The organism is Stenotrophomonas sp. TWI169, assembly GCF_039674705.1.
Lineage (GTDB): Bacteria > Pseudomonadota > Gammaproteobacteria > Xanthomonadales > Xanthomonadaceae > Stenotrophomonas > Stenotrophomonas maltophilia_P.
This window is the reverse complement of record NZ_JBDJOB010000021.1, coordinates 1-14959: the sequence shown is the minus strand read 5'-3', so window position 1 is coordinate 14959 and position 14959 is coordinate 1. Positions and strand designations below refer to the sequence as shown.

Here is a 14959-nt window from a genome sequence, read left to right as displayed (position 1 = left end):
GCGGCGACCGGTCCGTCAGCCGTCGCGACGGCTCGCCCACTGCGCCAGCAGCACTGCGGTGGCCGAGGCCACATTGAGGCTCTCCACCGCGCCACTGCCGGGAATGGAGACCTGCAGGTCACATTCACCGGCCAGGTCGCGGTCCATCCCCTCGCCTTCGGCGCCCATGACGTAGACCAGACGCGCCGGCAGCGACGTGCGGAATACATCGTCACCGCCATCGACGAGTGTGGCCGCCAGACCGAAGCCGGCATCGCGCAGCTGGGCCATCGCCTGCGGGGTCGCAGGCAGCTGCACCAGCGGCACTGCTTCGGCACCGCCTTCGGCCACGCGGGCAGCCGCACCGGACAGCGCCAGCGTGCTGTCGGCCGGCAACAGCAGCGCCTTCGCGCCGAAGTGCGCCGCCGAACGCAGGATCGCGCCGAGGTTGTGCGGATTGCCTACGCCATCCAGCCACAGCGCCAGTGACGGGCCTTCGCCGATCTGCTGCAGCCACTGCGCCAGCGGCACGGTCGGCGCACGCAGCACGTCGGCCACCACGCCTTCGTGGTGGGTGGTGCCGGCCAGCTTGTTCAGATCGCCTTCCTCGACCACGCGGTAACCCACGCGGTTGGCCACGCACCACTTCAACAGCGGCTGCAGGCGCGGAATCCGGGCCTCCAGCAGATACAGCTTGCGCAGTGCCTGCGGCCGCGCTGCGAACGCGGCCAGCACGGCATTCAGGCCGTACAGGCGCAGCTCATCGCTGCCTCCGCGTCCACCGCCGCCCGTTGCCGGCAGGTCCGTGCGCGGCAACGGTGTGGCGCGCGGCGGACGAGCGGACGGGCGGCGGTTGTTCCAGGGGTTGTTCACTTACACGTTCTCCTGCTTGCGCTGGCGCCAGAAATCGGCGTTCCGGATGCCCAGTGCATCGGGATCGAACGTCGGATCCAGGCCCAGCTTCTTCTGTCGTTCGTAATCGCGCAGCGCCAGCATCGCGGGCTTCTGGATGATGAAGATGGCGATGATGTTCAGCCAGGCCATCAGGCCCACGCCGATGTCACCCAGGCCCCAGGCCAGGGTCGCGTTGTGGAACGCACCGAACACCACCATGGCGATGATGCCCAGGCGCAGACACAACACGGTCAGCGGACGGTGCTTGTTGTGGTTCACATAGCTGAGATTGGTCTCGGCCATGTAGTAGTACGCCATGATGGTGGTGAAGGCGAAGAAGAAGATCGCCAGCGAGACGAACGACGCGCCCCAGCCCGGCAGCACGGCTTCAACGCCGGCCTGCGCGTAGCCCGCCCCTTCCGGAATGCCGGCCAGGCCCTGGAACACCGGAGCCGCGCCTTCCACCGGCGAGTACACGTTGTAGGTACCGCTGGCCAGGATCAGGAACGCGGTGGCGGTGCACACCATCATGGTGTCGAAGTAGATCGCGAACGCCTGCACGTAGCCCTGCTTGGCCGGATGCGAGACTTCCGACGCCGCTGCCGCGTGCGGGCCGGAGCCCTGTCCCGCTTCGTTGGCGTAGATGCCGCGCTTGACGCCCCATTCGATCGCCAGGCCCATCATCGCGCCGAACGCCGCATGGGTGCCGAACGCGCTGTTGAAGATGATGCCGAACATCTCCGGCACCTGGTCGGCATTGAGGATCATGATGACGATGGCCATCAGGATGAAGGCCGCCGCCATGAACGGCACCACGATCTCGGCGAAGGTGGCGATGCGCTTGACGCCGCCGAAGATCACCACGCCCAGCAGCAGCGCGACCACGATGCCGATGCCGAGCTTGAGCGCGGCAACCGATTCCATGCCGAAGGCCTGGCCATCCAGCGGCCCGCACAGCGCACCGCCACGGCAGGCATTGATGATGCTGTCGGCGATGGCATTGGCCTGCACGCCCGGCATCAGGAAGCCGGCGGCGATGATCGTGGCGATGGCGAAGGCCATGGCATACCACTTCAGGCCCATCGCCTTTTCAATGTAGTACGCCGGGCCGCCACGGTAGCGGCCTTCGGCATCCTTGGTCTTGTAGATCTGCGCCAGGGTGCATTCCACATACGAGGTGGATGCACCGAGGAAGCCCATCACCCACATCCAGAAGATCGCACCGGGGCCACCGAAGGCGATGGCCGTGGCCACGCCGGCGATGTTGCCGATACCCATGCGCCCGGCCATGGACATGGCCAGTGCCTGGAACGAAGAAACGCCGGCGTCGGACTTTTCGCCCTTGACGGTGAGGCGGCACATTTCCACGAAGCCGCGGATCTGCATGAAGCGGGTGCGGACGCTGAAATAAAGGCCGGCCGCCAGGCACACGAAGATCAGTGCCTTGCTCCAGATGATGCTGTTGACGAAATGTACGGTAGCTTCCACGCGCGCTCTCTCCAGTCGGCGGGGTGAATGGACGTCCCGTCGGCTGGAAGGGACCGGTCGATTCTCCCTGATCGAAGGTCGCTGCGATAGCGCCGGAACGCATCCGCCAGGCATGGCCCGGCGCTACCGGTTCCGCCGCAGGCAACCGCCGGGCATGGCCCGGCGCTACCGGTTCCGCCGCGGGTAGCGCCGGGCCAATCCCGGCGCCGTTCAGGGCAGCTCGGTGCGCACCCGCGCGAACCGGCGCAGGTCATGCAGGGTGCCGCGCTTGTAGATGGCGCAGCGCTCCACGCCCTCTTCCTGGAAACCGTTCTTTTCCAGCACCCGGGCCGACCCCAGATTGAAGTCCACCACGGTGGCCTGAAGCCTGAACAGGCGCAGTTCGTCCATCACCCACGGTGCGAAGACGCCCACCACGCGGGTCATGATGCCCCGCCCCCAGTACGCCCGGCCAAGCCAGTAGCCCAGCTCGGCGGTATGCCCACGCTCGGCCACGCCCGGCTGGGCACCGATACTGCCGCAGGCCTGGCCGTCGATCTCGATGGCCAGTGCCAGGGTGCCCGGGGTCAACACGCGACCGGCAAGGAACGCCTCACCGTCCTCACGTGTGTAGGGATAGGGGAAGCGATCGCGCAGGCCGCGTGACACCTCGGCATCGTTGGCATGACGCAGCAGCGATTCGAGGTCGCCGCCGCGCCATGGACGCAGCTGGAAACCGTCGCCGCGCAGCACTGGGGTCGGGGCCCTTTCCTGCGGGGAAAGGGATCCGCCCCCGTCGGCGCGACGGTCAGGCATGCCCGCCCACCGAGGGCGACGCTGCTTCCTGCTTTTCCAGCTCGCGCTTCACTGCTTCCGGCGAGCGCGTGTACGGGGCCAGACGTGCGTAGAACGCCGGCACCACGAACAGCGACAGGAAGGTGGACAGGGTGACGCCGAAGATGATCACGATACCGATCGTGCCACGGCTCGCCGAACCCGGTCCACCGGCCACCACCAGCGGAATCGCGCCGACCACGGTGGCGATGGACGTCATCAGGATCGGACGCAGGCGCACCATCGATGATTCGATGATGGCCTCGCGCACGCTGCGGCCGTCGTCACGCAGCTGGTTGGCGAACTCGACGATCAGGATGCCGTTCTTCGCCGCCAGGCCGACCAGCATCACGATGCCGATCTGGCTGAACAGGTTCACTGTGCCCCCGCTCAACCACAGGCCGACCAGCGCGCCGAGCACGCCCAGCGGTACCGTCAGCATGATCGTCAGCGGATGGATGAAGCTCTCGAACTGTGCGGCCAGCACCAGGTACACCACCAGCAGGGCCATGGCGAAGGTCAGCAGGACCGCACCGCCCGCGCTCTGGTACTCGCGCGACTCGCCCTTCCAGTTCACCTGCGCGTACTGCGGCAGCTCCTCGCGCGCGACGTTCTGTGCCCAGGCAATGGCCTCGCCCAACGGGTAGCCCGGCGCAAGGCCTGCGCTGATGGTGATCGAGCGCAGGCGGTTGAAGCGGTTCAAGGTGCCTGCCTCGGCAACCTCGCTCAGGGTGACCAGGTTCGACAAGGGCACCAGCTCACCGGAGGTGGCACGCACGCGGATCGCGGCCAGATCGGCCGGCGTGGCGCGTCCGTCGCGGCCCGCCTGGACCAGCACGTCGTACTCTTCGCCGTTGTCGACGAAGGTGGTGACGCGACGCGAGCCCATCATCGTTTCCAGCGCCGAGCCGATTGCGGTGACCGGCACGCCCAGGTCGGCCGCGCGCTGGCGGTCGATGTTCACCCGCATCTGCGGGCGGGTTTCCTTGTAGTCCGAGTCGGGGCCGACCAGGCCGGGATTGTCGGCCATGCGCAGCAGGATGCGGTCGCGCCACTGCGCGATCTCGGCGTACTCCGGGCCTCCCAGCACGATCTGGAAGGGCTGGCCGCCGCTGCGGACCAGGCCACCGCCGACCTGCGTGCGCACGCGCACGCCCTGGATGGTGTCCAGCTCCTTCTGCAGCTCATTGGCGACCTCCGGGGTGCCTTCGCTGCGCTGGCGCCACGGCTGCAGGAAGATGCTCACCCGGCCGGTGTGCATTTCCTCGCTTGCGCCCCAGCCACCGGGCACGCGCGGGTTGGCGCGCACGATCGGCTTGTCCGCTCCGACGTGGGGCGCCAGCATCGCTTCGACCTGCTGCACCTGCTGCACGGTGTAGTCGTAGCCTGCGCCTTCCGGGCCGTCGATCATGATCTGGAACGAGCCACGGTCTTCGGCTGGCGCCAGTTCCGAGGGCAGCACCTTGATCAGCAGCCAGCTGGCAGCCAATGCCGCCGCCATCACCAGCAGGTAGATCCAGGTGCGATCGACGTGGCGCTGCAGGATGCGGCCATAGGTGCCGGCCAGCCGCTCCAGGTTGCGGTTGACGAAGCCATGCAGGCCACGCGGCGCCTGCCCGGTATGCGGCTTGAGCAGTTTGGAGGCCATCATCGGTGTCAGCGTCAACGCCACGAACGCGGACAGCGCCACGGCCGCGGCCAGCGCCACCGCCAGCTCGCGGAACAGGCGTCCGGTGTTGCCCTCGAGGAAACCGACCGGCAGGAACACCGCCACCAGCACCGCGGTGGTCGCGATCACCGCGAAGGCCACCTGCGTGGTACCCCGCTTGGACGCCACCAGCGGCGGCTCACCCAGATCGATCCGGCGCTGCACGTTCTCCACCACCACGATCGCATCGTCGACCACCAGGCCGATGCACAGCACCAGCGCCAGCAATGTCAGCAGGTTGATCGAGAAATCGAACGCGTACAGCGCGATGAATGCGGCCACCAGGCACACCGGTACCGTCACGGCCGGAATCAGCGCTGCGCGGAAGCTGCCGAGGAACAGCCAGATCACCGCCAGCACGAGGATCATCGCCTCCACCAATGTGGCATAGACGCGATCGACGGCCGCTTCGATGAAGGTGGTGTTGTCGAAGGCAACGAAGATCTGCGTGCCCTTGGGCAGCGTCAACGCGACCCGCTCGGCTTCGGCGCGCGCGGTGCGCGCGACGTCCAGCGAGTTCGCGGTGGAGGTCTTGACGATGCCCAGGCCGATGCCCGGCTCGCCATTGCTGCGGTAATAGGCGCGGCGCTCGGCCGACGCCAGCTCGATCTTCGCCACGTCGCCCATGCGCACGACGTAACCGTCGCTGCCCTTGCCCAGCGGGATGGTCGCGAAGTCTTCGGGCTTGATGTAATTGCGTTCCACGCGCAGGGTGAAATCGCGGTCGGTGGATTCGATGCGCCCGGCGGGCAGTTCCACGTTCTCGTTGCGCAGCGCGGTTTCCACATCACCGGTGGTCAGTCCACGCGCGGCCAGCTGATCGCGGTCCAGCCAGATGCGCATCGCATAGCGCTGGCGACCACCGATGCGGACCTGGGCGACGCCATCGAGGCTGGAAAAGCGGTCGACCACATAGCGGTCGGCGTAGTCGCTCAGCTCCAGCGTATCCATGGTCGAGGAGACCATGTTGAACCAGATGATCGGATCGGCATCGCTCTCGACCTTGGCGATCTCCGGCGGGCGCGCCTCTTCCGGCATGCGGTCGGCAACCCGGCTGACGGCATCGCGCACGTCATTGGCCGCGGCCTCAATATCACGGTTGGAGGTGAACTCGATGCTGACCTGCGAGCGGCCGTTGGTGCTGCGCGCGTTGATGGTATCGATGCCTTCGATGCCGGCGAGCGCATCTTCCAGCACCTGGGTGATCCGGCTTTCGATGACCGCTGCCGAGGCACCGGTGTAGTCGACCGACACCGACACGATGGGCGGATCGATGGCCGGCAGTTCGCGCAGCGTGAGGCGGGTGAAGGACATGATGCCCAGCACCACCAGCAGCAGGCTCATCACCACGGCGAACACCGGCCGCTGGATGGAAACGTCGGACAGCTTCATCCGCCCTGTTCCTCGGTCGCGACCGGCGCAGGCGCATCGGCAGGCTTGGCACCGCTGGCCGGCGCCGCATCACGGGCGGCCACCTTCAGACCCGGGCGCAGCTTGCCGGTGCCGTCGACCACGATGCGCTGACCGGCGGCCAGCCCCTGCTTGATCTCGACCACGCCGGCACGGCGCGCGCCGGTGACCACGTCCACGCGCTCGACGCTGTCGTCGGCGCCGATGCGGTACACGAAACTGTCACGGCCCACCTGCACCACCGCGATCTCCGGGATCACCAGCGCCGGGCGCTCGGGGCGGAACAGGCGCACATCGAGCAGCATGCCCGGGCGCAGCGCATGGTCGGCGTTGGCGAAGTCGGCCCGCACGGTCACCGCGCGGGTGGCCGGGTCGATACGTGCATCGATGGTGGTGACCTCTCCTTCGAACGTGCGCCCCGGCCACGCGACGCTGGTCGCGCTGACCTTGTCGCCCGCCGAAAGCGCGGCCAGTTCCACTTCGGGCACCTGGAAATCGACGTGCATGCGCTCGATGTCGTCCAGGGTGGCAATCACCGTGGTCGGCGTCAGCAGCGTGCCAGGGCTGACCTGGCGGATACCCAGCACGCCTGCGAACGGCGCACGCACACGACGGTCGCCGATGTCGGCCTGCATCTGCGCGACACGGGCCTCGGCGGCATCGCGGATCGACTTCTGCGTATCCAGCGTGGCGCTGGACACCAACCGCTGCGTGGCCAGTTCGCGCTGCCGGCGGTACAGCTGGTCGGCCTCGTGGAAGGTGGCCTGCGCCTGCACCAGCGCCGCTTCCTGGGCCTGGCCGCGCAGAGTCACGATCGGCGCACCCGCAGCGATCTGCTGGCCGCTTTCGAAGTGCACCTTCTCCACGATCTCACTGACCTTGGCGGTGACGCTGATCGACTCCCGCGCCTTGGCCGTACCCAGCGCCTGCAGGGTGTCGTTCCATTGCGTGGGCTGCACGATCTGCGCGGTGACCGGCACCGCTTCCCCCTGCCGTCGCGCGGCGGCCTCCTGTTTGCCTGCGCACCCGGCCAGGACGGCCAGGCTGAGGCCAAGGGCCAGGGTCGAAGCGATACGAGCCAACATGAACGGTCCTGATTGATCCACGGCCGCCGAGTGTAGGCATCCCCCCGCGAAGGCGGTATATGCCAAGCGTTTACCGGCGTGGAACCGGCGTCGCGATAGCGGCCTGAACCCGTTCCATGCAAGGGTCTGTGCGGCGGTGTCGGCGTATGTCGGGATGTATCCGGGCGACCGCTGGGCGTGCGGCTGCCGTAGAGTCGGACAGGTCCGGCGGAGGGCGTCGGACCGGGTCGGATCCTGGCGGGGATCCGATCCGGTTGTTCCTCTCCGCGGCCGATCCATCGGGGCCTGGCCGCGTTGTTGCTGTTGCGCCAGTTCTTCGCAGGTGCAGGGCGCAGCCCTGCCCGAGCACCCTCACACCGTGATGGTCTGGGTCAGCGATTCCCAGGTCGGCGGCAGCGGCCACGCGGCCACCTGGTTGCCGTCCAGCACCCGGCGCAGGTCCCGCGGATCGATCTGTGGCGCCAACACATGCACCAGCTCCAGCGCGTAATCGCGCAGCACGCGGTCACGCGGCAGCACCGCCCAGGCGATGCACTCGGCGATCGGAGCGGGTGCCGGCCATGCCTTGAGGTCTTCGTCGAGGGAACTGACCGCCATTTCGGCCAGCAGGCCCACACCCAGACCGGTACGGACATAGGTCTTGATCAGATCGGCGTCCAGCGCAGTCAGCGCCAGATCCGGAACCAGCCCGTTGGCAGCAAAGGCACGCTGCAGCGACGAGTTCGGGCGCGTGGACGATTCATAGCTGATCAGCGGCTGGCGGGCGAGCGCCGCCAGGTCCGGTGCGCGGCCCGCGCGATCCAGCGGATGGCCCTTGGGCACCACCACCAGCCGCCGCCAGCGGAACAACGGTACGGCGATGCCATCGCCAGGCTCCCCACCAGCCGTACTGATGATGGCGATGTCCGCATCACCCTGGTTCAACCGATCCAGCGCATCGGCTTCGGCGGCCTGCTGCAGGTGCACGCTGACCTGCGGATACGCCTGCTTGATCGCCGCCACCGCCGGCGGCAGCACGAAACGCGCCTGGGTATGGGTGGTGGTCAGGATCAGCTGGCCCTGGCTTTCGCGGCGCTGGTTGGCCGCGTAGGTGCGGATGTTGTTGGCCTCGGCCAGCACGGCGCGCGCGCGGGAGATCACCTCGGTACCGGCCGGGGTAACGGACTCCAGGCTGCGACCCTTGCGTACGAACAACAGGAAGCCCAGCTCGTCCTCCAGCTGCTTGAGCTGCTTGGACAGGCCGGGTTGGGTGGCGTGCACGCGCGAGGCAGCCAGCGTGATGTTCAGCTCGGCGTCGGCGATGGCGACCAGATAGCGCAGCTGGGTCAGCGTCATGGGCGGGCAGGCAGCAGGGGCGGAGGTCCACTCTAGGGTCAATTACCGTCACCAGCTTATAACCAAAGGTTGTTTAAGAAAGGCATCTGGTCATTTCCGGGCGTCATATGCCGGCGCTACGGTCAGCCGGCAGCCGCTGGCGTGAACAGCCAGCCCTCCCTCTTCCGCCCGCCGTCCTGGCGTGGCCCCGCCTCCGGAGCGCTTCCATGGCCCTGTACGACTCCATCCTCGACACCGTCGGCAACACCCCCATCGTCAAGCTGCAGCGCCTGGCGCCGCCGCAGGTCAGCCTCTACGCCAAGGTCGAGTCGTTCAATCCCGGCGGTTCGGTCAAGGACCGCCTGGCGCTGGCGATCATCCTCGACGCCGAGGCCCGTGGCCTGCTCAAGCCGGGTGACACCATCGTCGAAGCCACCTCGGGCAACACCGGCGTGGCGCTGGCGATGGTGGCCGCCGCCCGTGGCTACAAGTTCGTGGCGACCATGGTCGAGACGTTCTCGGTGGAACGCCGCAAGCTGATGCGTGCCTACGGCGCCAAGGTGATCCTGACCCCGGCGGCGGAACGTGGCAGCGGCATGGTGCGCAAGGCGCGCGAACTGGCCGAACAGCATGGCTGGTTCCTCGCCAGCCAGTTCGCCAATCCGGCCAACCCGGCCTACCACCGCAACACGACGGCGGCGGAGATCCTGCGCGACTTCGCCGGCAGGCGCCTGGACTATTTCGTCAGCGGCTGGGGAACCGGCGGAACCCTCACCGGTGTCGGCGAGGTGCTGAAGGTCGCACGGCCGCAGACCCGCATCATTGCCACCGAGCCAGCCGGCGCCGCGCTGCTCAAGGGCGATGACTGGAAGCCGCACAAGATCCAGGGCTGGACGCCGGACTTCGTGCCGGACGTGCTCAACCGCGACGTGGTGGACGAGCTGCTGAGCGTGGACGACGAACGCGCCATCGCCACCGCGCGCCGGCTGGCCGCCGAGGAAGGCATCTTCGTCGGCATCTCCGCCGGCGCCACGGTCGCCAGCGCGCTGGATGTGGCCAGCCGCGCCGAGCCGGGTTCGGTGATCCTGGCGATGCTTCCGGATACCGGCGAGCGCTACTTCTCCACGCCCCTGTTCGCCGACGTGAACGAAGGTTCCGACGACGACTGGCTGGCCGGCCTGCCGTGATACACAGGGTCGGATCCCTTTCCCGTCCGGGAGAGGGCTCTGACCCTGCCTGCGCACCTCGGAAACATGGGGTCAGAGCCTTTTCCATCCGGAAAAGGCTCTGACCCCTTTCTGCTTCAGCCTGCGTGAAGGTGGCGACCGCCATCGTGCGTGAAGACCGTCGGATCGCAGCGCGTGAGACGGTCATGACGCAGCATCGATGGCCTGTCCCCTACGCTGGGTACAGCCGCCGCAGGTACTGCGCGGAACATCCGACAGGCAGGAGACGGACGCATGAAGATCGAAGTGTGGCAGGGCGACATCACGACCCTGGCGGTGGATGCGATCGTCAACGCGGCCAATGAATCGCTGCTGGGCGGCGGCGGAGTGGACGGTGCGATCCACCGTGCCGCCGGCCCCGGCCTGCTGGCCGAATGCCGGCAACTGCCGGAACTGCGCCCAGGCGTGCGCTGCCCGACCGGTGAAGTGCGCGCCACCGGCGCCCATGCATTGCCGGCGCGGCACGTGCTGCACACGGTGGGCCCGGTCTGGCACGACGGCCTGCGCGATGAACCCGCGCTGCTGGCCAACTGCTACTGGAAATCGCTGCAGCTGGCCGAATCGCTCGGGGTGCAGTCGATCGCGTTCCCGGCCATCAGTTGTGGCGTGTACGGCTATCCGCTGTACCAGGCCGCGCAGATCGCCGTGACGGAAACCCTGGCGTGGCAACGCAGCCATGCACAGCCGATGCGGATCGTGCTGGTTGCTTTCAATACCGCCACGGCCAAGGCGTATCAGCAGGCCCTGGCCAGTGCCGGGCAGAACGCGGACAACGAAGTGCGCGGCACGCTGCTGCCGCCACTGGGCGATACCGGCTTCGCTGCCGCGCATTGAACACGGGGCAGCGGCACTGAAGAAAAGGCCGGGCAATGCCCGGCCTTTTCATTGCGGCAGTGCCCCTGGACGCGTCAGCGGCTGGCCGCGTCGACTGCGGCGTCATCCGGCACGGCCGCCGCATCCGCCGCTGCGCGGGCCGCCGACGCCGCGGCACCGGCAGCGCTGGCGCCATCGATCTGCACGCGCACCTCGACCAGGCCCTGCTCGTCGCTGAGGCTGGAAACATCGACGGTGTAATGACCGGCCGGCAGCGATTCCTGCAGACGCGCGTTGGTGCCGTTGCCGCCGTCGTCGTCGACCAGTTCGACATCACCGCCGACCACACGCAGCACGGTGTCCACCTGACCGGAAATCGCATCCAGGCGAACGTCGCCCGGACGCTCCAGTGTCAGCAGGAAGCGACGGCGACCTTCGCTGTCGAGCATGGTGAACACGCTGCCCGACTGCGGCAGTTGGGTACCGTCGCGCTCGACGATGTTGCCCGGCAGCTCGGTGCGGGCAACGGTCAGCTTGAAGGTGCCGGACGCATCGTCGTCCAGCCCGCGCACGCCCAGCGTGTACTTGCCGGGCTGCAACGGCAGCGAGAGGCGCGAATTGGTGCTGTCACCGCCATCGTCGTTCTCCGCGTCGATCTCGCCGCCCTTCAGCTTCAGCACGGTATCGAACGCATCGGACGACAGGTTGACTTCATAGAGGCCGGCCTTGTCCACCTGCAGGGTGTAGTCCTGCGATCCGGATACCAGCATGTCGACGACTTCGCCACTGCCTGCGATGGGCTTGCCGTCGTAGGGCACCAGCTTCTCCACCCGCAGGCGATACGGGCCGTAGGCGGTCGGGCTGTCGGCGTTGACCGCCACCTGGTAGGTGCCGGCGCCGTTGGCGCGGAACGCCAGCGATACATCCCCGCTGCGCTCATAGCCGGTGCGGCTGCTGGCGACCAGGCTGCCATTGTTGAACACGGCAATCGAGCCACTGAGGGCACCGGTCAGCTTCATGCCTACCAGCTGCTTGTCCTCCAGCGTGATCTGGTACAGCTGGTGGTGGCTGCCGTCATTGAAATTGATGCCGCTGCGCGAGGTGATCTCGCCGGAAACGGGCTTGTCGAACTCGAGCGACGGGGCCTTGCCCACATCCGCATTGCTGCCGGAACGGTTGCAACCGCCTGCGGCGAGGACCGTAGCAACGGCCAGCGTGATTGCTGCCAAACGCATGTTTTTCTCCTTGGCCTTCCATGTGTGTCCCGCGGGCCGGCCGGGCCCGCGGGAGGCGGAAAAGATACCCGCAAAAGCAAACGCCGGCGTGAGGCCGGCGTTGCCCTGTTCATCCTGCGATGGAACCGATCAACCGTTCCACTTGCCCAGTGCAGCCAGGCCGTTTTCCTTGGCGCGCTCGAACACGGTCTTCTGCGCGGCGGCGTAGTTGCCCTTCATATCCTTGGCCCACAGCTTCAGTGCCGCCTGCTGCATGGCACGGCCGTAGGAGAAGCTCAGCGGCCACGGCAGGTTGCCCAGCTGGTTCATCGCATTGAGGTGGGCGGTGGACTGTTCATCGCTCTGGCCGCCGGACAGGAACACCACGCCCGGCAGGATCGCCGGCACGGTGCTCTTCAGGCACATCACGGTGGACTCGGCCACTTCCTCGACGTCGGCCTGCTCTTCGCAGTCCTTGCCCGAGATGACCATCGAAGCCTTCAGGATGGTGCCTTCCAGCAGCACGTTCTGCTGGTACAGGGCGTCGAACAGCGAACGCAGGGTGGCTTCGGTGACTTCGTAGCAGGTCTCGATGTCGTGGTCGCCGTCCATGATCACTTCCGGCTCGACCATCGGCACCAGGCCGCATTCCTGGCACAGCGCGGCGTAGCGGGCCAGCGCATGGGCGTTGGATTCGATGCAGGTGCCCGACGGAATGCTCTCGCCGATGTTGATGACCGCGCGCCACTTGGCAAAGCGCGCACCCAGCTTGTAATACTCCTGCAGGCGCTCGCGCAGGCCGTCCAGGCCTTCGGTCACCAGCTCGCCCGGGCAGCCGGCCAGCGGATGCGCACCCTTGTCCACCTTGATGCCCGGAATCATGCCGTGGTCGGCCATGTACTTGGCGAACGGCACGCCGTCCTTGGTCGACTGGCGGATGGTTTCGTCGTACAGGATGGCGCCGGAAATGTGCTCGTTGAGCTTCGGCGTGGTCAGCAGCAGTTCGCGATAGGCGCGACGGTTCTCCTCGGTGTTCTCGATGCCCACGCCGGCGAAGCGCTTGGCGATGGTACCGGTGGATTCGTCGATCGCGATGATGCCCTTGCCCGGGGCAACCATGGCCTGGGCGGTTTCAGCCAGCTGTTCGATGCTCATGTACTTCCTGTGGCGGGTGCGGGAAAAACGTAAGTATAGCCCCGCAGCCCGTGGCCTCGACGTGGAGGCCAGACTGGAAACGATTCCAATGTCCGTTCAGGACAGGCGCTGTCCTGCGCCGTTCCGGTCAGAGCCCCGGTGGGGCTCCGACCCGGTTCCGCAGCGGTTACAGATCGCCCAGACCGCTGGCGCGACCGTCTTCGCCCACCTCGAGCAGGCGCAGGGTGTTGGTCGCACCGTGGGTTTCCATGTGCTCACCGCTGGTGAACACCACCCGATCGCCGGCCTGCAGCAGATCCGATTCGACCAGCAGGCGGATGCTGCCACGTGCGGCTTCGCGCGGGGTCAGGCCACGGCTGTCGAAATTGATCGGAAACACATCGCGCATCAGCGCCATCTGCCGGCGTGCGCCGTCATGGCGGGTCACCGCGAACACCGGTGCCTTGGCACGGAAGCGCGACAGGTAGCGCGCGGTACCGCCGGACTCGGTCATGGCCACGATGGCACGCACGCCCACGTGCTGGGACAGGAACATGGTCGCCATCGCGATGGCCTGGTCGGCGCGCTCCAGGTTGCGCGGCGACGCATTGAAGTCGGTCTCGGTCTGGAACTGGCGCTCGGCGCCCAGGCAGATGCGCGCCATCGCCTCCACGGCCTTGACCGGATACGCGCCGGCAGCGGTTTCGGCCGACAGCATCACCGCATCGGTGCCGTCGATCACCGAGTTGGCCACGTCCAGCACTTCCGCGCGGGTCGGGATCGGGCTTTCCACCATCGACTGCAGCATCTGGGTGGCAGTGATCACCACCTTGTTCTGCGCCAGCGAAGCCTTGATGATCTTCTTCTGCAGGCCCGGCAGTTCGGCATCGCCGATTTCCACGCCGAGGTCGCCGCGCGCCACCATCACCACGTCGCTGGCCTCGACGATCTCCTCCAGGTTCTCGATCGCTTCGGTGCGCTCGATCTTGGACACCAGCGCGGCGTAGCAGCCGTGCGATTCGGCGATCGCGCGGGCATCGTTCATGTCCTGCGCATTGCGGCAGAAGGAAACGGCGATGAAGTCGACACCGATCTTGGCGACGATCCCGATCAGCTCCTTGTCGCGCTCGGTCAACGCGCCCAGCGACAGGCCACCGCCCTGCTTGTTCAAGCCCTTGCGATCAGACAGCACCCCGTCGTTGAGCACGGTGCTGATGATCCGCTCACCCTGCACCTCGACGACCTGCAGCTGCATCAGGCCGTCATCGAGGAGCAGGACATCACCGGGGCCGACGTCCTGCGGCAGGCCGAGGTAGCTCACGCCCACCTGCGTGGCATCGCCGGCCGGTGCGTTGGGCGAGGCGACCAGATCGAAACGGTCGCCCGCCTTGAGATGGATCTTGCCTTCGGCAAAGCGCTCGATGCGGATCTTCGGGCCCGGCAGGTCGGCCAGGATGCCCACTTCCACGCCCACCCGCTGCGCGGCAGCGCGCACGTCGGCGGCACGCTTGGCCTGGCCGGACGGGTCACCGTGGCTGAAGTTCAGGCGCACCACGTTGACGCCGGCGCGGAACAGATCCTCCAGCACGCCCGGCGGATCGGTGGCCGGACCGAGGGTGGCTAGGATCTTGGTGCGACGCTGACGCTCGAACATGGTGAATGGGCCTCTCCCGTTAAAGCACGGAAATTAGCACATCCTTCACGCCCCATGTATGCGGTTACAACCTTGTGCTGCCTGACTCTGCGGGACATGTAACGGACATCGCCCGGACATACGCCGGCGCAGGGTGCCCGGGGGCGGGGGGGGCGGACCCGCGGGGGGCGGGGGGCGCCCCCCCGGCGGGCGGCCCCCCCCCCCCGCCACAAGACACAACACCACCC

General features: G+C 67.4%; 11 protein-coding genes. 2 read left to right on the top strand and 9 right to left on the bottom strand.

Annotated features, from left to right (window positions below; translation table 11 throughout):
- Window positions 1-15: 15 nt before the first annotated feature.
- The 6 genes from ABE543_RS15100 to ABE543_RS15075 all read right to left on the bottom strand — a co-directional run bounded on the left by ABE543_RS15100 (window position 16) and on the right by ABE543_RS15075 (window position 8712).
- On the bottom strand, window positions 16-852 hold the full coding sequence (locus ABE543_RS15100; RefSeq protein WP_111186759.1) for a TrmH family RNA methyltransferase: 837 nt from the start codon (window positions 850-852) through the stop codon (window positions 16-18).
- Window positions 853-2361 carry an alanine/glycine:cation symporter family protein gene (locus ABE543_RS15095; protein WP_065175761.1) on the bottom strand — a complete coding sequence of 503 codons (1509 nt, stop codon included), beginning with the start codon at window positions 2359-2361 and terminating at the stop codon, window positions 853-855.
- A 210-nt stretch (window positions 2362-2571) separates the two neighbouring features.
- A complete protein-coding gene (locus ABE543_RS15090) occupies window positions 2572-3156 on the bottom strand; it encodes a GNAT family N-acetyltransferase (RefSeq protein WP_197600542.1) in 585 nt (194 codons plus the stop codon).
- Window positions 3149-6274, bottom strand: coding sequence for an efflux RND transporter permease subunit (locus ABE543_RS15085; RefSeq protein WP_346475854.1), 3126 nt, complete (start codon window positions 6272-6274; stop codon window positions 3149-3151). The genes ABE543_RS15090 and ABE543_RS15085 overlap by 8 nt, the downstream gene beginning before the upstream one ends.
- On the bottom strand, window positions 6271-7377 hold the full coding sequence (locus ABE543_RS15080) for an efflux RND transporter periplasmic adaptor subunit (protein ID WP_053517087.1): 1107 nt from the start codon (window positions 7375-7377) through the stop codon (window positions 6271-6273). The genes ABE543_RS15085 and ABE543_RS15080 overlap by 4 nt, the downstream gene beginning before the upstream one ends.
- Before the next feature lie 351 nt (window positions 7378-7728).
- Window positions 7729-8712 carry a LysR family transcriptional regulator gene (locus ABE543_RS15075; RefSeq protein ID WP_053517088.1) on the bottom strand — a complete coding sequence of 328 codons (984 nt, stop codon included), beginning with the start codon at window positions 8710-8712 and terminating at the stop codon, window positions 7729-7731.
- Window positions 8713-8918: 206 nt separating this feature from the next.
- Between ABE543_RS15075 and cysK the strand changes: the two genes are divergently transcribed.
- Together cysK and ABE543_RS15065 are read left to right on the top strand one after the other, a co-directional pair.
- Window positions 8919-9878, top strand: coding sequence for a cysteine synthase A (gene cysK, locus ABE543_RS15070; RefSeq protein ID WP_065175759.1), 960 nt, complete (start codon window positions 8919-8921; stop codon window positions 9876-9878).
- A gap of 273 nt (window positions 9879-10151) precedes the next feature.
- Window positions 10152-10751, top strand: coding sequence for an O-acetyl-ADP-ribose deacetylase (locus ABE543_RS15065; protein WP_053517092.1), 600 nt, complete (start codon window positions 10152-10154; stop codon window positions 10749-10751).
- Window positions 10752-10825: 74 nt separating this feature from the next.
- On the opposite strand, the gene ABE543_RS15060 is transcribed toward ABE543_RS15065, so the two are convergent.
- The 3 genes from ABE543_RS15060 to pyk form a co-directional block, all read right to left on the bottom strand.
- On the bottom strand, window positions 10826-11965 hold the full coding sequence (locus tag ABE543_RS15060) for an ABC transporter substrate-binding protein (RefSeq protein WP_065175758.1): 1140 nt from the start codon (window positions 11963-11965) through the stop codon (window positions 10826-10828).
- A gap of 129 nt (window positions 11966-12094) precedes the next feature.
- A complete protein-coding gene (locus ABE543_RS15055) occupies window positions 12095-13099 on the bottom strand; it encodes a class I fructose-bisphosphate aldolase (protein ID WP_053518502.1) in 1005 nt (334 codons plus the stop codon).
- A 166-nt stretch (window positions 13100-13265) separates the two neighbouring features.
- Entirely contained in the window at window positions 13266-14732 is a 1467-nt protein-coding gene (gene pyk, locus ABE543_RS15050; protein WP_065175757.1) for a pyruvate kinase, read from the bottom strand.
- Window positions 14733-14959 lie beyond the last annotated feature (227 nt).